The 19,372-nt window shown below is 73.1% G+C and carries 19 protein-coding genes; 7 read left to right on the forward strand and 12 right to left on the reverse strand.

All coding sequences use genetic code 11. From position 1 onward, the window contains the following. Positions 1–2: 2 nt before the first annotated feature. The 3 genes from HN031_RS00645 to HN031_RS00655 are packed head-to-tail and all read right to left on the reverse strand — an operon-like array spanning position 3 to position 2,356. Positions 3–1,091, reverse strand: a complete 1,089-nt coding sequence (locus tag HN031_RS00645) for a branched-chain amino acid aminotransferase (protein ID WP_172264859.1) — start codon at positions 1,089–1,091, stop codon at positions 3–5. A gap of 22 nt (positions 1,092–1,113) precedes the next feature. Next, positions 1,114–2,205, reverse strand: coding sequence for a 3-isopropylmalate dehydrogenase (locus tag HN031_RS00650; RefSeq protein ID WP_172264862.1), 1,092 nt, complete (start codon positions 2,203–2,205; stop codon positions 1,114–1,116). Positions 2,206–2,215: 10 nt separating this feature from the next. Continuing rightward, on the reverse strand, positions 2,216–2,356 hold the full coding sequence (locus HN031_RS00655; protein WP_172264865.1) for a hypothetical protein: 141 nt from the start codon (positions 2,354–2,356) through the stop codon (positions 2,216–2,218). A gap of 303 nt (positions 2,357–2,659) precedes the next feature. On the opposite strand from HN031_RS00655, the gene HN031_RS00660 reads away from it, so the two are divergent. From HN031_RS00660 to HN031_RS00680, 5 genes are all read left to right on the forward strand, one after another. Further along, positions 2,660–3,226, forward strand: a complete 567-nt coding sequence (locus tag HN031_RS00660) for an O-methyltransferase (RefSeq protein ID WP_172264868.1) — start codon at positions 2,660–2,662, stop codon at positions 3,224–3,226. Between the two features lie 30 nt (positions 3,227–3,256). Continuing rightward, a complete protein-coding gene (locus tag HN031_RS00665) occupies positions 3,257–3,934 on the forward strand; it encodes an ABC transporter ATP-binding protein (RefSeq protein ID WP_172264871.1) in 678 nt (225 codons plus the stop codon). Then, the gene (locus tag HN031_RS00670) at positions 3,927–5,390 is read left to right on the forward strand and encodes a DUF6297 family protein (protein WP_172264874.1); all 1,464 of its coding nucleotides are present in this window, start codon (positions 3,927–3,929) and stop codon (positions 5,388–5,390) included. Before HN031_RS00665 ends, HN031_RS00670 begins: the two co-directional genes overlap by 8 nt. Positions 5,391–5,553: 163 nt before the next feature. Further along, the gene (locus HN031_RS00675) at positions 5,554–6,162 is read left to right on the forward strand and encodes a hypothetical protein (protein ID WP_172264877.1); all 609 of its coding nucleotides are present in this window, start codon (positions 5,554–5,556) and stop codon (positions 6,160–6,162) included. A gap of 44 nt (positions 6,163–6,206) precedes the next feature. Further along, entirely contained in the window at positions 6,207–7,733 is a 1,527-nt protein-coding gene (locus HN031_RS00680) for a signal peptidase I (protein WP_172264880.1), read from the forward strand. On the opposite strand, the gene HN031_RS00685 is transcribed toward HN031_RS00680, so the two are convergent. After that, positions 7,695–8,399, reverse strand: a complete 705-nt coding sequence (locus HN031_RS00685; protein ID WP_367650610.1) for a YitT family protein — start codon at positions 8,397–8,399, stop codon at positions 7,695–7,697. The genes HN031_RS00680 and HN031_RS00685 overlap by 39 nt on opposite strands. 62 nt (positions 8,400–8,461) lie before the next feature. Between HN031_RS00685 and HN031_RS00690 the strand changes: the two genes are divergently transcribed. After that, positions 8,462–9,913, forward strand: a complete 1,452-nt coding sequence (locus tag HN031_RS00690) for a PLP-dependent aminotransferase family protein (RefSeq protein ID WP_172264883.1) — start codon at positions 8,462–8,464, stop codon at positions 9,911–9,913. Positions 9,914–9,937: 24 nt separating this feature from the next. On the opposite strand, the gene serA is transcribed toward HN031_RS00690, so the two are convergent. Next, a complete protein-coding gene (serA, locus tag HN031_RS00695) occupies positions 9,938–11,533 on the reverse strand; it encodes a phosphoglycerate dehydrogenase (protein ID WP_172264886.1) in 1,596 nt (531 codons plus the stop codon). 126 nt (positions 11,534–11,659) lie between these two features. Between serA and HN031_RS00700 the strand changes: the two genes are divergently transcribed. Beyond that, positions 11,660–12,232 (forward strand): YdeI family protein, encoded by a 573-nt coding sequence (locus HN031_RS00700; RefSeq protein ID WP_172264889.1) that lies wholly within the window; start codon positions 11,660–11,662, stop codon positions 12,230–12,232. A 27-nt stretch (positions 12,233–12,259) separates the two neighbouring features. On the opposite strand, the gene HN031_RS00705 is transcribed toward HN031_RS00700, so the two are convergent. From HN031_RS00705 to HN031_RS00735, 7 genes are all read right to left on the reverse strand, one after another. After that, positions 12,260–12,964 carry a DsbA family oxidoreductase gene (locus HN031_RS00705; protein ID WP_172264892.1) on the reverse strand — a complete coding sequence of 235 codons (705 nt, stop codon included), beginning with the start codon at positions 12,962–12,964 and terminating at the stop codon, positions 12,260–12,262. A gap of 157 nt (positions 12,965–13,121) precedes the next feature. Next, complete coding sequence (locus HN031_RS00710; protein WP_172264895.1) at positions 13,122–14,642, reverse strand: cytosine permease; 1,521 nt, start codon at positions 14,640–14,642, stop codon at positions 13,122–13,124. 55 nt (positions 14,643–14,697) lie between these two features. After that, positions 14,698–15,036, reverse strand: coding sequence for a hypothetical protein (locus tag HN031_RS00715; protein ID WP_172264898.1), 339 nt, complete (start codon positions 15,034–15,036; stop codon positions 14,698–14,700). A gap of 10 nt (positions 15,037–15,046) precedes the next feature. Continuing rightward, positions 15,047–16,339 carry an iron uptake transporter deferrochelatase/peroxidase subunit gene (gene efeB / locus HN031_RS00720; RefSeq protein WP_172265420.1) on the reverse strand — a complete coding sequence of 431 codons (1,293 nt, stop codon included), beginning with the start codon at positions 16,337–16,339 and terminating at the stop codon, positions 15,047–15,049. Beyond that, complete coding sequence (efeO, locus tag HN031_RS00725; protein WP_172264901.1) at positions 16,336–17,553, reverse strand: iron uptake system protein EfeO; 1,218 nt, start codon at positions 17,551–17,553, stop codon at positions 16,336–16,338. Before efeO ends, efeB begins: the two co-directional genes overlap by 4 nt. A 50-nt stretch (positions 17,554–17,603) precedes the next feature. Next, positions 17,604–18,473, reverse strand: coding sequence for an iron uptake transporter permease EfeU (gene efeU, locus HN031_RS00730; RefSeq protein ID WP_172264904.1), 870 nt, complete (start codon positions 18,471–18,473; stop codon positions 17,604–17,606). A 91-nt stretch (positions 18,474–18,564) separates the two neighbouring features. Continuing rightward, complete coding sequence (locus HN031_RS00735; protein WP_172264907.1) at positions 18,565–19,368, reverse strand: methyltransferase domain-containing protein; 804 nt, start codon at positions 19,366–19,368, stop codon at positions 18,565–18,567. Between the last annotated feature and the right edge of the window lie 4 nt (positions 19,369–19,372).

Here is a 19,372-nt window from a genome sequence, read left to right on the forward strand (position 1 = left end):
GCTCAGACGACGCGGTGCATCCAGCCGAAGGTGTCCTCGGCCCGGCCGAACTGCATCCCGACCAGGGCCTCACGGATCCGCATCGTCAGCTCGGTGCTCGCCGGCGCGGGCGTCACCCTGCCGGGCGAGCGCAGCTCGCCGACGGGGGTGACCACGGCGGCGGTGCCGCACGCGAACACCTCGGTGATCTCGCCGGACGCGACGCCGTCGCGCCACTCGTCGATGGAGACCTTGCGCTCCTCGACGGCGTGGCCGAGCTTGCCGGCCAGCTCGATGATCGAGGCGCGGGTGATGCCCTCGAGGATCGTGCCGGTCTCCGGGGTGACGATGCGTCCGTCGGCGTGGACGAAGAAGAGGTTCATCCCGCCGAGCTCCTCGATGTAGCGGAACTCCTGGTCGTCGAGGAAGACGACCTGGTCGCAGCCCTTCTCGATCGCCTCGCGCTGCGCCGCGAGCGAGGCGGCGTAGTTGCCACCGGTCTTCGCCGCGCCCATGCCGCCGCGGCCGGCGCGGGTGAAGGTCTCGGAGAGCCAGAGGTTGACCGGCTTCACGCCGCCCTTGAAGTAGGCGCCGGCGGGCGAGGCGATGACCATGAACGTCACGTGCTGGGCGGGGCGCACGCCGAGGAAGGTCTCGGAGGCGAACATGAAGGGCCGCAGGTAGAGCGACTTCTCGCCCTCCCCCTGGCCGGCCGCGTTGTCGGGGACCCAGCGCTGGTCGGCCTCGACCAGGGCGTCCACGCACGCGACGAAGTCGTCGACGGGCAGCTCGGGGAAGGCGAGCCGCGCGCTCGAGCGGACCATCCGCGCGGCGTTCTGCTCGGGACGGAAGGTCCAGATCGAGCCGTCGGCGTGGCGGTAGGCCTTCATGCCCTCGAACGTCTCCTGCGCGTAGTGCAGCACCGCGGTCGCGGGGTCGAGGGTGAGCGGCCCGTAGGGGGTGATGCGCGCGGCGTGCCACCCGGCGTCGGGGGTCCACTCCACCGTGAGCATGTGATCGGTGAAGTGGGTGCCGAAGCCGGGGTTGGCGAGGATCTCGGAGAGCCGCGCGTCGTCGACCGGCGTGGGGTTGGCGGTGGTGCTGATCTGCATGGGGTCAACCTATCGAGGTGCGTCAGAGGCGAGCGGCGATGGCGTCCCCGACCTCGCTCGTACGACGGGTGGTGCCCGTCGTGCGCTCGGCGAGGTCGGCCAGCACCGCGGTCTCGATCGCCGCGGCCGCCTCGGGGTGGCCGAGGTGGTCGAGCAGGAGCGCGGCGGACAGGATCGCGGCGGTGGGGTCGGCCTTCTGCTGGCCGGCGATGTCGGGGGCCGAGCCGTGGACCGGCTCGAACATGGAGGGCGCCGTCCGGTCGGGGTTGACGTTGCCGGAGGCGGCCAGGCCGATGCCGCCGGTGATGGCGGCGGCGAGGTCGGTGACGATGTCGCCGAAGAGGTTGTCGGTGACGATGACGTCGAAGCGGGCGGGGTCGGTGGCCAGGAAGATCATCGCCGCGTCGACGTGCATGTAGTCGGTCGTCACGTCGGGGTGCTCCGCCGCGACGGCCTCGAAGACCCGCCACCACAGCGAGCCGGCGTTGACCAGCACGTTGGTCTTGTGGACCAGGGTCACCTTCTTGCGCGGGCGCCGGCTGGCTCGCGCGAAGGCGTCGCGCACCACCCGCTCGACGCCGTACGCGGTGTTGACCGACACCTCGGTGGCGATCTCGGCCGGCGTGCCGACCCGCAGGGCGCCGCCGTTGCCCGTGTAGGGGCCCTCGGTGCCCTCGCGGACGACCACGAAGTCGATGTCGCCGCGCTCCAGCACGTGGTCGGCCAGGGGTGAGGCCGTGCCCGGGTAGAGCCGCGAGGGGCGCAGGTTGACGTAGTGGTCGAGCTCGAAGCGCAGCCGCAGGAGCAGGCCCCGCTCGAGGATGCCGGGCGGCAGGTCGGGGTCGTTGGGCTTGCCGCCGACCGCCCCGAGCAGGATCGCGTCGTGCCCGCGGACCTCCTCGAGCACCGAGTCGGGCAGCACCTCACCGGTCGCGAGGTAGCGCTCGGCACCGAGGTCGTAGCGGGTCGGCGCGAACGTCACCGGGGAGGCGACCTCGAGGACCTTGAGGGCCTCGGCGGTCACCTCGGGACCGATCCCGTCGCCGGGGATGACGGCGAGGGTCGGGCTCCCGTGCGCGGTGGAGCCGGGGCCGGTCTGCTGCGTCTCGGACATGCGGCGAAGGTTAGTTGTCGTCCGGACGCTGACCGCCGTCGTCTCGCAGGTCAAGCGCGATCTGGACGGCGGAGGCGACGTTCTCGGCGCTGCGCGGGTTCTCGGGGTCGTGCGCGGCGGGGCCCCAGGCGTCGGGATAGAGGTCGTACATGGCTTCGCTCCTACGGGTGCGGACGTGTCCGCGTCGGGTGCTCGACCGGCTGGGTGGATCCAGCCGGGAGTCGAACCGAGAAGCCAGGTGGCGGAACCTCGTCAACGCCGAACACCGCGACGAGGTGGCCTCTCTGTCAGGCCCCGCCGCGGCGATCGATGAGTACGAGGACGCTCCGCATGGTGAGCAGACTGTAGGACGCGACCCCGCGCCGCCGCACCGGCTTTGCCGAACGTGTCAGATCCTGAGACGTCGGCCCGCCCCCTGGGACACGCGCCCTTTGGTGACACACTCGACCACCTCATGTCTGCTCCTCCCTACCTCCCCGACGTGGTCCAGCGCGCCTTCGAGGTGTGCCGGCAGGCGGGCTACGTCGCCTTCTGCCGCAACGAGACCGGCCGGCTGCTGGCGACGCTGGCGGCGACCCGCGGCGGCACGATGGCCGAGTTCGGCACCGGCTGCGGCGTGGGGACGGCCTGGCTGCGCAGCGGCGTGCGCAATGGTGCGCGGATCCTCACCGCCGAGCTCGACGAGTCGCTGGCCGGGGCAGCGGCACGGATCTTCGACGACGACGCCAAGGTCGAGGTGCTGGCCGCCGACTGGAACGTCCTGCGCGACCGCGGGCCGTTCTCGCTGCTCTTCCTCGACTCCGGCAGCCCCTCCGAGGTCGGCGTCGACTCGATCATCGACCTCGTCGAGCCCGGCGGGATCGTGGTGCTCGACGACTTCTCCCCGTGCGAGTCCTGGCCGCCGATCGCCTACGGTCGCGTGGACACGCTGCGCGAGCAGTGGCTCACCGACGAACGCTTCACCGCGGTCGAGGTGATGGTCGCCTCCGACGCGTCGGCGGTCATCGCGACACGTCGCTGACGCACGCGCCGTCCTGCTTGGATGAGCGCCATGGGGGACGACGCGAGGGACGCCGTGCTCGACGGCGTGGGCGCCGCGCTGCTCGCGGTCCGGGGGATCACCCGCCGCTTCGGTGACCGGACGGTCCTGGCCGGGGTCGACCTCGACGTCGCCGCCGGCGAGGCCGTGGGCGTCGTGGGACCCAACGGCAGCGGCAAGTCCACCCTGCTGCGCTGCATCGTCGGCGCCGACGAGGCCGATGCGGGCACGTCGGTGTTGGCCGGCCGCACGGTCGACGAGCGCGAGCCCGCGGTCCGTCGCGACCTCGCGGTGGTGATGGACGACATCGACTTCTTCCCCGACCTGTCGGTGGTCGAGCACCTCGACCTGGTGGCGCGGGCCCACGCCCAGCACGACGCGGAGGAGGTCGTGAACGGCGTGCTGGACGAGGTGGGGCTGACGGAGGTCTCGGGCCAGCTGCCCTCGACGCTGTCGTCGGGGCAGCGACGGCGACTCGCGCTGGCGAGCGCGTTCGTGCGCCCGCGCCGGCTGCTGGTGCTCGACGAGCCGGAGGCCCGCCTCGACGTCGACGGCGTCGAGTGGCTGGGCGCCAAGCTCCTGTCGGAGAAGGCGGCGGGGAGCGCGGTGCTGCTGGTCAGCCACGACCCCGCCCTGGTCGAGCGCGTGTGCGACCGCGTCGTCCGGCTGGGACCGCCCACCGATGACTGACGTCCCCTCCGCGCGGGAGCTGCGGCGGGAGGTCCGTGACTGGCGCCGCGGCCGCGCCGAGCTGCGCTGGGGCGAGGTCGTCTCCGACGCCTACGTCGCGGTGTTCTGCGTCGTCATGGTGGCGGCGATGGGCGGCAACGTGGTCCTCTCGCTGCGTCGTCTGGCCGACGACGCGTGCGTGGCGCAGTGCGGCGAGGTCCGGGCGGCCGCACCATGGCTGGCCGCCGTCGCGGTGGCCCTGCTCGCTCTCGGACTCGCGCGGCTGCTCGGGCCGGTCTTCAGCCCGCCCGCGGCCAACGCGTGGCTGCTCAGCACGCCGGTCGACCGGGGTGCGCTGCTGCGTCCCGGGTGGTGGCGCACGGCGGGCCTCACGCTCGCGGGGTCGGCCCTGCTGCTCGTGGCGCCGGCCCTGCTGGGCGGGCTCTCGCCGGGCGGGACGGCCGCCTTCCTCCTCGCCGGTGCTGCGGCCGCCCTTGCCTGCGTGGGGGTCGCGGCGCTGTCGCAGGTCCGTGAGGACCGGGTCGCCCGGTGGCTCACCTGGGCGCTCCTCGCGGCGCTCTGGTCGGCCTTGAGTCTCTCAGCGACTCAGGGCGCAGGAGCGCTCCCGACGGTGCCGGCCTGGGCGGCGCTCGGCGTCGCCGCGCTGGCGGTGCCGGCCGCAGCGGTGCTCGTCTGGCGGGCCGGCCGGGCGGTCGGCGTGGTCACCCGGCGCGTGCTCGGCCAGACCGACAACCTCTCCCCCGCCCTGTCCGGCGCGCTGTCGTCGATCGACCTCGGCCTGATGTACGACGTGCTCCTGGCCCGCCGCTGGGGCCGCGGCGCGCGCGTCACCCCGCGCACCGGCGGCCCGCTCGGCTGGTGGGCGCTGGTCCACCGCGACGTCCTGCGCGCGGCCCGGACGCCTCAGCCAGTCGTCCTCCTGGCCGGGCTCGTGCTCGTGCCCTACGCCGCGGCCGAGGCCGGCGCCGGCCGGGCGGTCGTCCTGGTCACGACGCTCGTCGGGCTGCTCGGCGGTCCTGCGCTGTGCACGGGGCTGCGGGTCGTCGTACGCACCGGGAGCCTCGCGCGGATGCTCCCGCTCCGCCGCCGGTCCCTGCTCCTGGCCCACCTGGTGGTGCCGGGCACGGCGCTGGTCCTCTTCGCCGTGGCGACCACGTGGACGCTGTTGCCGGAGCACCCCCCGGCCGAGGCGGTGACCGTGGCCCTCGCCTGCGGCGCGTCCGCGCTGGCCGCGACGACGCGGTGGATCACCGGGAAGCCGCCGGACTACGCCGCGCCGCTGGTGAGCACGCCGGCCGGTGGGGTGCCGGCGGGAGTCCTCGGAAGCGTGGCGCGGGGCTTCGACGTGTGGGCGCTCACGGCCCTGCCCATCGTGTTCGGACCCGCCGGCACGCTGGTCTCCGTGGCCATCAGCGTCGGCGTGATCAGCTATTTGGTCTCCGACGGCGCCGGCTGACGCGAGGCTACCTGCCAGTAGCGGTCGGCGGGCCCGGCTGTCAAGGGCGCGAGGGCGTGATTTTTACCAAACGGCGGATTTTGTTGCCGTCCTGTTCCTACGGTGTGCAGGCACTCGGTGCTCCGAGCAGCACTCCACCTCGTCCTCGAAGGAACCCGCCATCATGAAGTCCCCCGGCACCAAGACGACCCAGGTCCTCGCGATCGCCGCCACCCCCCTCGCCATCGTGGCCCTCGGCGCGTCGGTCTACCAGGCGTCGTCCGCCGCCTTCACCGGCCAGACCCGCAACTCCGGCAACGAGTGGGCCACCGGATCGGTCAAGCTGACCGATGACGACAACGGCGCCGCGCGCTTCCGGGTCACCAACATGCTGCCGGGCGACACGCAGACCAAGTGCATCGTGGTCACGGCGGACGCGTCCGTGCCGAGCACCGTCAAGGGCTACGCCATCAACCCGGTGACCTCGACCGCCGGCCTGGAGAACAAGGTGCTCGTCACGATCGACTCCGGCACCGGTGGCTCGTTCGCCGACTGCAACGGCTTCACCGCGGTCGGCGCGCCCCACGTCACCAACGCCCCGCTCTCGGCCATCGCGCAGGTGAACACGTTCGAGTCCGGCTTCGGCGGCTGGTCCGTCCCGGCCGGCGTCTCGTCGCGCACCTACCGCCTGACCTGGAAGTTCGACACCACCGGCATGACGCAGGCCCAGGTCGACCAGATGCAGGGCGCCCGCACCGGCATCGACATGCAGTGGGAGATGCAGAGCAACTGACCGCCCCCGAGGGGACCACGACGACGCCGCCGGGAGGTGAGCAGATGACCTCCGCGACCGTCCTCGACGCGGACCGTGCACAGCCCGGTGGCGGCACCGCCGGCGAGGCGCCGCAGGTCGCGCTCCACGGCTGGGCCCGCCTCGCCGGGGTGCTCGCGGCCCGGATGTACCGCGCGTTCCTGGTCGGCCTCGCGGTCATCGCCCTGGCTCCCGTCCTGTTCGGGTGGGGCTCGTACGTCGTCCGGTCCGGATCGATGGAGCCGTCCATGCGGGTCGGCGACGTCGTCGTCGGCAAGCCCTGGAGCGAGGACCAGCGGATCCGTGTCGGGCGGGTCTTCGTCTACGACGACCCGGCCACGACGCGGCCGCACATGATGGTGCACCGCATCGTGGAGCTGCGCGACGACGGCGACTACACCACCGCCGGCGACGCGAACGACGTCACCGACGTGACGCCGCTGCCGCGCAGCGACGTCCGCGCCACCGCCGTGCTCCTGGTCCCCTACATCGGGCTGCCGGTCACCTGGATGCGGTCCGGGGACTGGCTGCGCCTCGCGGCCTGGCTGCTGCTGACGAGCGCCGCGCTCGCCCTGGCCCTCCGGCGCCTCGACGGCGAGCGGCCGAGGTGGGGCCTGCTGCGAGCGGTCCGGCGGTGGGTCGCGCGGCGACCGCCGCACGACGGGCCCGGCTCCGGCGGCCCTGCGGACGGCGGCCCGACGCACGGGACCGGCCCCGCGAGGTCACGGCAGGGTCGCGTGCTCCGCTCGCGGGTCCCTCTCGTGGTCGTGGCGGGACTGGTCCTGCTCGGCACGCTGACGTCGACGGCGAACGCGGGGTTCACCGGCCACACGCGAAACAGCGGCTGGACGTGGGCCACCGGCGCCTGGGCCCAGCCGTACGTCTCCGCCGTCCTCGCGGACCAGCCGTTCGGCTTCTGGCTGCTCGACGAGCCCGGCGGCGCGGCGTACGCCTCGGACCGGTCGGGCAACAACCGCACCGGGCAGTACTACGGCTCGGTCCAGCCCGGTGTGCCGGGTGCGCTCCCCCACAACCCGGGCACCGCCGTGGACCACGCCGGCGGTCGCGTGGTCCTCGGCCCCCAGCCGGTGGCCGCGCCGGCGGCGTACTCGATCGAGCTGTGGTTCCGCACCACCTCGACCTCGCGCAGCTACCTCGCGGGCTTCGAGGACGACCGCGACGCCGGCTACTCGCTGCTCGGGTCGCAGGCCGACCGCTCGGTGACGATGGAGCCCTCGGGGCGGCTGACCTTCGGCACCTGGCCGGGGCGCTCCACGTCCGTGACCACCTCACGGTCCTACAACGACGGGACCTGGCACCACCTCGTCGTCACCAGCACCGCGGCTCGCCTCACGACGATCCACGTCGACGGCGTCCCCGTCGTCAGCGGGACCACCTCGACGCTGCTGGCCTACACCGGCTACTGGCGGGTGGGCCAGGGCAGCGTCGGGTGGCTCAACACCCCGGCGTTCGACGGCGAGATCGACAACGTCGCGATCTACCACTCGGCGTTGTCAGGGAGCCGGGTCGCCGCCCACTGGGCCGCGCGCTAGCCCGACGGTGAACCACGGCAGCATCAGCTGCGTCAACGGGCCGATCGCCAGGGCGTAGGCCACCGTGCCGATGCCGAGCCTGCCGCCGAGCAGCAGGCCGATCACGACCACGCCGACCTCCAGCGCCGTGCGCACCAGCCGCAGCGAGAGGCCGGTGCGCCGCGCCAGGCCGGTCATCAGGCCGTCCCGCGGGCCGCGACCGAGCTGGGCCCCGATGTAGAGGGCGCTGGCCGCCCCGCACAGCACGACACCACCGACCATCAGCGAGATCCGCGCCCACACGGCGTCCGGCTGCGCCAGGACGGCCAGCGTGACGTCGGCGGAGACGCCCACGACGAGCGCGTTGCTGATGGTGCCGAGACCGGGCATCTCCCGCAGCGGGATCCACAGCACCAGCACGACGAAGCTGAAGAGCACGACCGCCTGTCCGAGCGACATCGGCACGTGCCGGATGAAGCCGGAGTGGAGCACGTCCCACGGGGCCAGGCCGAGCGCGCCCCGGACCATCATGGCGAGCGAGACGCCGTAGAGGAACAGCCCGACGTAGAGCTGCGGCAGCCGGCGGGCGAGCCGGCCGGCGCGCAGCTGCGCGACGGGGCCGAGGTCGACGAGGGCGCGCGGGGACCTGCCGGGGACGGACGCGGTGCTGGTCGGGATGCTGCTCACGACTCCAGTGTGGACGCACATTGGCCTTGTCCGGAATAGCCAATCGTGGAATGGTGGCCTGCATGAGCCGCGTCATCAGCGCACAGCGCGTAGCCACCCTCGTCGGCGACTTCCCGCGCTCGCCGGCCTACCTCGGTCTCGCCGAGAGCCTGCGCGTCCTCATCGGCGACGGCCGGGTGGGCATCGACGTCCGGCTGCCGAGCGAGCGCGACCTGACCGGCGTCCTCGACGTGTCGCGGACGACCGTCACGCGGGCCTACGAGGTGCTGCGCGAGTCCGGGTACGCCGAGGCGCGCCGCGGGTCGGGCACCTTCACCACCGTGCCGGGCGGGCAGCGGCGCGCGCACGACCGCGCCCTCATGCCCGGGCACGGCGGGCGGGACGTCATCGACCTCAACTGCGCGGCGCACTCCGCACCGCCCGGCCTGATCGAGGCCTACCGGCGCGCCACCGAGGAGCTGCCCGCCTACCTCAGCGGCCCGGGCTACTTCCCGCTCGGCGTGCCGGCGCTGCAGGCGCGGATCGCGGCGTCGTACGACGCCCGGGGGCTGCCCACCGTGCCGGAGCAGGTGATGGTCACCGCGGGGGCGCTCGCCGCGGCGTCGGTCGTCGCCCAGGCCTACACGGCGCCCGGCGAGCGGGTGGTCGTCGAGTCGCCGACCTACCCCAACGCCACGCAGGCCGTGCAGCACGCCGGCGCCCGGCTGGTGCCTGCCACCGTCGACCCCGACGGCTGGGACCTCGACGCGCTCGCCGCCACGCTGCGCCAGACCTCGCCCCGGCTCGCCTACCTCATCCCCGACTTCCAGAACCCCACCGGTCACCTCATGTCCGACTCCCAGCGCGAGGAGCTGGCCACGGCGCTGGCCCGCACCCGCACGGTCGTGGTGGCCGACGAGGCGCACCAGGCGCTCGCCCTGGAGCCGGAGCTGGCCGGGGCGATGCCGCGCCCGCTCGCGGCGTACGCCGACGACGCGATCACCATCGGCAGCGCGAGCAAGTCCTACTGGGGCGGCCTGCGGCTGGGCTGGGTGCGTGCGCCGCTCGCCGACATGGACCGGCTGATCCACGCCCGCATCGGCCTCGACCTGGGCGCGCCCGTGCTCGAACAGCTGGTGCTGGCCGACCTGATGGACCGGGCCGACGAGGTCCTGCCCGTGCACCGCCGGCGCCTCCTGGCCGGACGCGACGCCCTCGTCGCGGCGCTCGGTGAGCACCTGCCGGAGTGGCGCTTCCGCATCCCGGACGGCGGGCTCGCGCTCTGGTGCGAGCTGCCCGCGGCGCTCGGCACGGCCACGACCGTCGAGGCCGAGCGGCGCGGACTGGTGGTGGCGCCCGGGCCGGTGTTCGCGGTGGAGGGCGGCCTCGACCGGTTCGTCCGCATCCCCTGGACGGCGTCGCCGGAGGTCCTCACCGAGGCCGTACGCCGCGTGGCCACGGCGTGGGAGCACGTGTCCGGCGACGCCACCCGGCCGGCGACGAGGAGCGCGGCCGGCCGGGTGATGGTCGCCTGAGCGGGAGTCGGGCCGGCAGTCGGGTCAGGACAGGTCGACGACGCGGACCGACGCGGCCTGCATGGCCGTCTGGATCTGGGCGAGCGTCTCGGCCGTGATCGCCGAGTCGACGCTCAGCGCGACCAGCGCCTCGCCGCCCCGGTCCTGGCGCGAGACCTGCATGCCGGCGATGTTGACCGCGGCGTCGCCGAGGATGCCGCCGACGACGCCGACCATGCCGGGGCGGTCCTCGTAGGTGACGAAGGCGAGGTGGGTGGTGGGCTCGATGTCGACGTCGAAGCCGTTGACCTCGACGAGCCGCTCCTTCTGCGCGATGCCGACGAGCGTGCCGCTGACCGACACCTGCGTGCCGTCCGCGAGCGTCCCGCGCAGCGTGATCAGGTTGCGGTGGTCGGGGCTCTCCGACTCGGTCACCAGGCGCACCTCCGTGCCGCGCTCGGCGGCGAGCAGGGGCGCGTTGACGTAGGAGACCTGCTCCTCGACGATGTCGGCGAAGACGCCCTTGAGGGCGGCCAGCTCGAGGACCTTGACGTCGTACTCGGTGATCTCGCCGCGGACCTCGACGTCGAGCTGCTGGGCGACCTCGCCCGCCAGCGCGGTGAAGACGCGACCGAGCTTCTCGGTCAGCGGGATGCCGGGACGGACGTCCTCGGCGATGACGCCGCCCTGGACGTTGACCGCGTCGGGGACGAGCTCGCCGCTCAGCGCGAGGCGCACGGACCGGGCGACGGCGATGCCGGCCTTCTCCTGCGCCTCGTCGGTCGAGGCGCCGAGGTGGGGCGTCGCGACGACGTTGTCGAGCTCGAAGAGGGGGCTGTCGGTGCACGGCTCGGTCGCGAAGACGTCGAGGCCGGCGGCCGCGATCTGACCGGTCTTGAGGGCGTCGAAGAGGGCGGCCTCGTCGACGATGCCGCCGCGGGCGGCGTTGACCAGGACCAGGCTGGTCTTCGCCCTGGCCAGCTGCTCGGCGCCGATGAGGCCCACCGTCTCGGGTGTCTTGGGCAGGTGGACGCTCATGAAGTCGGACTCGGCGAGCAGCGTGTCGAGGTCGACGAGGCGGACGCCCATCTGCGCGGCGCGGCCGGCCTGCACGTAGGGGTCGTAGGCGATGACCTTCATGCCGAAGGCGCTGAGCCGCTGCGCGACGAGCACGCCGATGCGACCGAGGCCGACGATGCCGACGGTCTTCTCGTAGAGCTCGATGCCGGTGTACTTCGAGCGCTTCCACTCGCCGTTGCGCAGGGCGGCGTGGGCGGGGCTGATGTGCCGGGCGGCGGCGAGCATCAGCGCGACCGCCAGCTCGGCGGCGCTGACGATGTTGGAGGTCGGGGCGTTGACGACCATGACGCCGGCCTGGGTGGACGCCTTGACGTCGACGTTGTCGAGCCCGACCCCGGCGCGGGCGATCACCTTGAGGCGGGTCGCGGCGGCGAGCGCCTCGGCGTCGACCTTGGTCGCGGACCGCACCAGGATCGCGTCGACGTCGGCGATCGCGGGGATCAGCTCGGCACGGTCGGCGCCGTTGCAGTGACGGATCTCGAAGTCCGGTCCGAGCGCCTCGATGGTGGCGGGGCTCAGTTCTTCGGCGATGAGTACGACGGGCTTGGCGGGTGCGCTCACAGCGGGGTCCTCGTGGTCAAGGGTGGGTCCGGGGCTGCACGACGCTGTGCGTGATCCACCCTACCCGCGGGTCCGCACGCCCACGAACCCGTCCACGCTGTGGGAGGTGACCCCTAGCCTGAGCCCATGGGCGCGATGGACGAGGCGGAGCGGCTGTCCCCGGCGACGGTCGAGGAGTGGAGCGCGTGGCTGCGTGAGCACCACACCCAGCCGTCGGGGGCGTGGCTGGTCAGCCCGCGCAGGGCCGTCGACCGGCCGTTCTCCTACGAGGAGGCCGTGCTCGAGGCGCTGCGCTACGGCTGGGTCGACTCGACGGTGAAGCCCGTGGACGAGGACCGCACGATGATGTGGTTCGCCCCGCGCCGCAAGGGCAGCATGTGGACCCGGATCAACAAGGGCCGCGTCGCGCGGCTCGAGGAGGCCGGGCTGATGGAGCCAGCCGGGGCCGCGGCCGTGGCGGTGGCCAAGGAGACGGGCATGTGGACGCTGATGGACGACGTCGAGGACCTGGTCGTCCCCGCCGACCTGGCGTCGGCCTTCGACCGGTTCCCCGGCGCTCGCGAGCACTGGCAGTCGTGGTCGGCCTCGGCGCAGAAGCTCATCCTCACGTGGATCGTGCTGGCCAAGCGGCCGGACACCCGTGCCGTCCGCGTCGAGACCACGGCCGAGATGGCGGCGCGCGGCGAGAAGTCCCGCTAGGTCAGGCGACGCCGTCGGCGCTCGAGCTCAGATCGCGCAGCCGTCCGGTCCGCACTCGTCGCCGGTCGCGAGGACCTCGATGCGGGGGTGCGACTCCGACCAGGCCCGGTCGAGGACCTGGGTGAACACCTCGGTGGGCTGCGCCCCGGAGACGCCGTACTTCTCGTCGACCACGAAGAACGGCACGCCGGTCGCGCCGTAGGCCTGCGCCTGCTCGATGTCGGCGTGGACGTCGGAGGTGTACTCCGTGCCGGCCAGCACCTCGTCGACCCGGGCCGCGTCCACACCGGCGCCGACGGCGACCTCGCGGAGGACGGCGTGGTCGGCCACATTGCGCGCCTCGGTGAAGTACGCGTGCAGCAGCGCCTCCTTCACCCGGCCCTGCAGCTCGTTGCCGCCCTGATCGTGCGCGAGGTGGATGACGCGGTGGGCGTCGACGGTGTTGAGGTGGAGGGTCTCCGAGAGCCGGTAGACCAGCCCCTCCTCGGCCGCGACGGCCTCGACCCGGTCCTGCATCTGCTGGACGCCGGCGGGCGACTGGCCGTACTTGCGGGCCAGCATCGCCGACGACTTCTCCGTCGCCTCGAGCGGCGCACCCGGGTCGAGCTGGTAGGACCGCCAGTGCACCTCGACGTCGTCGGCGTGCTCGAACTGCGCGAGCGCGTTCTCGATGCGGCGCTTGCCGATGTAGCACCAGGGGCAGACGACGTCGGACCAGATCTCGATCTTCACACGGGTCCCAACACCGCCGTTGACCTGCGTGTTCCCCGGGTCACTAGGCCTTGAGTCTCTCAGCGACTCAACCCCTAGGAACCGGGACCTGAAGCTTGAGTCTCTGAGCGACTCAACCCGTAGGGACCGCGTCCTGCGGCTTGAGTCTCTCAGCGACTCAACCCGTAGGGAGCCGGACTGAGGCCTCCTGGCGGCGCACCGTCGAGCGACGCGCGACGTAGGTGACGACGAAGCCGAGGACCAGCGCGAGCAGGACGCCGAGGTTGGCGTAGGCCCACGGACCCTCCCAGTAGGGGCCGGCGGCGTCGTCGACGTACGTCCCGAGGCCCAGAGGCTCGAGGAGGAAGCCCTGCCAGTTGTTCCAGGCGGCGTCGGCGGCGAAGTTGTTGACCACGAGGCCCCAGCCGAGGACCGAGGCGCCGACCATCGTGCCGACGGACACCCAGTCGAAGGACCCGTAGCGACCACGGGCGTCGAAGAGGGCGTCCTCGTCGTAGTCGCGCTTGCGGAGCGCGATGTCGGCGATCATGATGCCGGCCCACGCAGCGAGCGGTACGCCGAGCGTGATGAGGAAGCTCTGGAACGGGCCGAGGAAGTCCTCGGCGAAGAAGACGACCCAGATGGTGCCCAGGGTCAGCAGCACCCCGTCGACGAAGGCCGCGGCGGGCCGCGGGATCCGCACGCCCAGCGAGAGCAGGGTCAGGCCCGAGGAGTAGATGCCGAGCACGGCACCGCTGACGAGGGCGAGGATCGCGGCGACGAGGAACGGCACGAGGAACCACGTCGGGAGCAGCGTGCCGAGGGTGCCGATCGGGTCGGCGGAGATGCCGAGCGACAGCTCGCCCGACGAGCCCGCGAGCAGCAGGCCGAACACCACGAGCAGCACCGGCGCGATCGCGCCGCCGAAGGTGTTCCACGCGACGATCGAGGAGCCCTTGGCGTCGCGGTGCTGGTAGCGCGACCAGTCGGCCGCGATGTTGATCCAGCCGAGGCCGAAGCCAGTCATCACCATGACGAGCGCACCGACCATCTGCTGCGCGCTGCCGTCGGGGATCTCCTGCACCGCCGCCCAGTCGATCTCGTCGAGGGTGAGCAGGACGTAGACGATCGTGGCGAGCCCGGTGATCCACGTGAGGACCGACTGCATCCGCATGATGACGTGGTAGCCGGCGACGCTCGCGCTCACGATCAGGGCCGCCACGACGACCGTGGCGGCGATCTTGGTGCCCGTGCCGGAGGCCCAGCCGAGCTGGTCGAAGATCGTCGCGGTCGCCAGCACGGCGAGGATCGCGAGGAAGGTCTCCCACCCGATCGAGACCAGCCACGAGACGACGCCCGGGACCTTCTGGCCGTTGACGCCGAAGGCCGCGCGGCTGAGGACCATCGTCGGCGCCGACCCGCGCTTGCCGGCGATCGCGATGATCCCGCACAGCGCGAAGGACACGATGACGCCGACGACCGTCACGACGAGCGCCTGGCGGAACGAGATGGCGAAGCCCAGCACGAACGAGCCGTAGCTGATGCCGAAGACCGAGACGTTGGCCGCGAACCACGGCCAGAACAGGTCGCGGGGGCGGGCGGTGCGCTCGGACTCCTCGATGATCTCGATGCCCGTGGTCTCGACGCCGAGGCGGCGCGTCTGCTCGACCCCGGGGCCGGTGGTGGCGGTGTGGCTCATGACCGAATCGTCGCGCACCATCGTCCGCTGGTCGAGGAAGGGGTCCCCCGAGCGCTCAACCGAGGTGCTCGAGCAGGCCCGGGTCGAGGTCGGCGCCGGTCACCTCGAAGTGGTCGACGTGGGCGTCCTTCTCGGCGAGGAGGTCGTCGTCGCCGGGGTAGAACACCGCCACCTCCGGCTCGTCGCCGGCGAAGCGGCGTACGTCCTCCATCGAGCGCCACAGCGACAGCGCGACCACCTCGACGAGGCCGTCCGGGCGGTCGCGGCGCAGGACCAGGGCACCGAGGTTGCCCGGCGTCCCGCGGTACTCCCGCACGCCGGTCTCGTCCTGGTGGCGCAGGTAGTCCTCGGCGTCCTCCGGCCGGACGGCCCCGCGCCAGCGTCTCAGGATCACGGCGCTCGCCTCACGTGAAGAGCGCCTGCCCGACGTGCTCCCCCGGGCCCGCTCCCGGCGGGACGGCGAACAGCGCGGAGCCGGTGAACTTGAGGTACTCCACGAGCGCGTCGGACGTCGACATCGCCAGCTGCACGGGGACGAAGTGCGTGGCGGGGTCGCGGACGTAGGCGAGGAAGAACAGGCCGGCGTCGAGGCCGCCCAGCGCGTTGGAGCCGTCGACGAAGTTGTAGCCGCGCCGCAGCATCCGGGCGCCGCCGTGCTGGCCGGGGTGCACCACGCGCACGTGCGCGTCCACCGGGATGACCGGCTGGTCGTTGCTGCCCGGCATCTCGAAGTCGGGTTCGGTCATCTCCTCGCCGCCCGACAGCGGCGCCCCGGTGCCCTTGGTGCGGCCGATGAAGGCCTCCTGGTCGCCGAGCGGCTGGCGGTCCCACACCTCGATGGTCATGTTGACCCGCCGCGCGACGAGGTAGGACCCGCCGGCGAGCCAGCCGGCCCCGGCGTCGTCGCCGACGCCGACCCAGACGTGCTCCTCGAGCGCCGCCGCCTCCTCGGCCTTCACGTTGGCCGTGCCGTCCTTGAAGCCGAAGAGGTTGCGCGGCGTCGACTGGGAGGTCGATGTCGTCGAGGTGCGACCGAAGCCGAGCTGCGACCACCGCACGGACACGGTGCCGAAGCCGATCCGCGCCAGGTTGCGCACGGCGTGCACGGCGACCTGCGGGTCGTCAGCGCACGCCTGGATGCACAGGTCGCCACCGGACCGGGCCGGGTCGAGGACGTCTCCGGGGAAGTGCGGCAGCTCGCGCAGCGCCGCCGGCTGCCGGTCGGCGAGGCCGAACCGGTCCTTGCCGTCGGCGTCGCGGAAGAGCGAGGGCCCGAACCCGAACGTGATCGTCAGCCCGCTCGCCGGCAGGTCGAGCGCCTCTCCCGTGTCGTCGGGAGGCAGGCGTACGTCGCCGCCGACCGCGCCGGTGCCCGCGGGCTCGCCGGCGGTCATCTGCTCGGCCGCGAGCGTCCACTGCTCCAGCAGCGCGACCAGCGCGTCACGGTCGTCGGTCACCACGTCGAAGGCCGCGAAGTGCAGCCGGTCCTGCGCCGGTGTGGTGATGCCGGCCTGGTGCGCGCCGCGGAAGGCGTACGTCCCGGGGCGCCCGGCCGAGGCCGTCGCGGCGGCGTCGTCCTCGCCGGCGTGCGCCGAGCCGCGCCCGGCGGCGAAGGCCCCGGCGACGCCCGCGACCGCGACTCCCCCGCCCAGCAGGCCGCGCCTGCTGAGCCGGGAGGAGGTCGGCTGCTCGGTCAGGACAGCACCGCCGCGGTGAGGCGGGACAGGGGCTCGGAGAGCGCGTTGACGGCGTCGGAGAGCGCCTTGACCTGCTCCGGCGTCAGCTGGTCGTAGGTGACGAAGCCGTCACCCTCCCGCTGCTCGTCGAGCAGGGCCTGGAGCTCGTCGAAGCGGGTGGTGAGCTGCTCGGCGAGCTCGGGGTCCTTCGGCTCGACGATCGGCTGCACGCCCTCCCAGGCGACCTTCGCGCCGTCGACGTTGGCCTGGAAGTCCCACAGGTCGGTCCGCGACCAGTACTCCTCCTCGCCGGTCACCTTGCCGGTGGCCACCTCCTCGAGCAGGCCCCGCGAGCCGTTGGCGATCGCGTCGACGGTGTAGGTCAGCTCCTGCACGCGCGAGTCGAGCTCCTCGGTGTTGGCGAGCAGGTCGTCGGCGTACGTCGCCCGCTCGGCGTCGGTCAGCGGGGTGTAGTCCTCGGCACGCTGGGGCCAGAGGTCCTTCTCGATCAGGTGCCAGCCGCTCCACTCCTGGCCGGGCTCGAGGTCCGCCTCACGGGCGTCCATGAGCGGGTCGAGGTCACCGAACGACTCCGCGACGGTCTCGATGCGCTCCCAGTGGGTGCGCGCGACGGGGTAGAGCGCGCGGGCCTCGTCGTCCTCGCCGCCCGTGTAGAGGTCGACGAACTCCCGGGTCTTCTCGAGCAGCTGGGCGGACTGGTCCTCGACGTAGGAGGCGTAGTTGGCCTCGGCCTGGTCGACGAGCTGCTGCTCGTCGGCGTTGACCGTCACCTCCTCGTCGGACTCGGTCACGGTGAACTCGCCACGGATGCCCTCGCCCGTCATGCCCGGCTTGCAGGCGGTGACGTACGTCCCCGCGGGCGCGTTGACGGTCAGCGCGCGGGTGATGCTGGGGCCGACGTTCTCGACCTCCGCGACGATGCGCAGGCCGTCGTCGCCGAGCAGGTAGAACTCGGTGACCTGGTCGCCGGCGTTGGTGACGTCGAAGGTCAGGGTGCCGGCCGGGGCCTCGGTCGCCGAGAGCGTGCAGGCGTCGGCCGACGACTCGACGGTGAGGGCGCGCGGGTCGGCGCCGTCACCGGACGGCTCCGTCGGCGCGGTGCTCTCGGTGCCGCAGGCGGCGAGCGCGGCGACCAGCGCGGTGGCACCGACGACGGCGCGGGCCGACGTACGGGCCGGCGTACGGAGGGCGGCGCGGGAGGTGGGGCGGCTCATGCGGGGGTTCCTTCGGGAAGGGTCAGGACGAGAGGGTCAGGACGAGAGGGTCAGGACGCGACCGGCTCGGCGGCCGGGCGAGGGGTCGAGGACTGGCGTCTGCGGATGCGGGACAGGAAGAGCGGGAGGACCACCGCGACGTAGGCGAGCCAGACCAGGCCCTCCACCCACGTCGTGGCGGGCGAGAAGTTGAAGAAGCCCTTGAGCAGCGTCGCGAGGAACGAGCCGGGCGGGAGGACGTTGCTGACGTCGAACATCACCGCGTCGAGGCCGGGCAGCACGCCGGCCTCCTGCAGGTCGTGCATGCCGTAGGACAGGACGCCGGCCGCGACGAAGATCAGCAGCACGCCGGTCCAGGTGAAGAAGCGGGTCAGGTTGATCCTCACCGCCCCGCGGTAGACCAGGTGGCCGAGCACGACCGCGGTCGCGATGCCGAGGACGGCGGCGAGCAGCGGCGTGGAGGTCACGGGCGCGGCCTCGGGCAGGTCCCGCCCGGTCGCGGTGCGGGTCGCGGTCCACAGGATGAGCGCGGTCTCGAGGCCCTCGCGACCGACGGCCAGGAACGCGACCACCACCAGCGACCACCGGGAGTCGGCCGCCGCGTCGACGCGCCCGCGCAGGTCGCCGGCGATGCTGCGGGCGGCGCCGGCCATCCAGAAGATCATCCACGTCACGAAGGCGGCCGCGACGATCGACAGCACGCCGCCGATCAGCTCCTGGGTGCGGAACGTGAGCTGGCGGCTCTGGAGCCCGAGCCCGAGGGTCACCGCCACGCTCATGAGCACGGCGATGCCGACGCCGGCCCACACCCGCGGCAGCAGGTGACGCCGGTCGGTCTTGACCAGGTAGGCGACCAGGATGCTCACGACGAGGGCCGCTTCCAGCCCTTCGCGCAGCCCGATCAGGTAGTTCGCCAGCACAGCCGTGCAGACTACACCCAAGGTTAGGCACACCTAATCCCGAGCGACGGCGAGACGGCCGGGCGCGGATCAGGCGCGGGTCAGGCGCGAATCAGGCGCGGACCAGGACCTCGCCGTGCAGCACCGAGAACCAGCCGTCCGGGTGGGCGGCCCACGAGCGCCAGGCGTCGGCGATCCCCGCCAGCTCCTCGGCGCTCGCCCGGCCCTCCTCCACCAGCTGGCGGGCGAGCATGGTGGAGGTGATGCGGTCGGCCCACAGTCCGCCCCACCACGCGCGGTCCTGCGGGTCGGCGTAGCACCAGGTCGAGGACCCGGCCACCACGTCGGTGGCACCGGCGGCGTGCGCCCAGGCCAGCAGCATCCGGCCGGCGTCCGGCTCGCCGCCGTTGGCGCGGGCCGCGGCGTCGTAGAGCTCGAGCCAGCGGTCGAGCCCCGGCGCCGCCGGGTGCCACGAGAAGTGGCCGTAGTCGCTGTCCCGCGCGGCGACCAGGCCGCCCGGGCGGGTCGCCGCGAGCATCTGGCGCAGCGCCGCGACCGGGTCGGCGACGTGCTGGAGCACCTGGTGCGCGTGGACGACGTCGAAGCCGCCGGCGGCGGGCCCCCGGAGCGCCTCCAGCGCGTGCACGTCCCCCACGACCACGGTCGCGTTGGTGACACCCTGCCGCTCGAGCTCGGCGCGGGTCAGGTCGGCGGCCTCGTCGGTGACCTCGAGCGCCACCACCTCCCCCACCAGCCGGGCCAGGTCCGCGGTGATGGTGCCGGGACCCGACCCGACGTCGAGCAGGCGCTGCCCGGCGTGGAGGTGGGGCAGGAGGTACGCCGCCGAGTTGGCCGCCGTGCGCCACCGGTGGGAGCGCAGGACGGCCTCGGCGTGCCCGTGGGTGTAGGTGCTCATGCCA

This window comes from Nocardioides sp. zg-1308 (genome assembly GCF_013155375.1).
Classification (GTDB): domain Bacteria; phylum Actinomycetota; class Actinomycetes; order Propionibacteriales; family Nocardioidaceae; genus Nocardioides; species Nocardioides renjunii.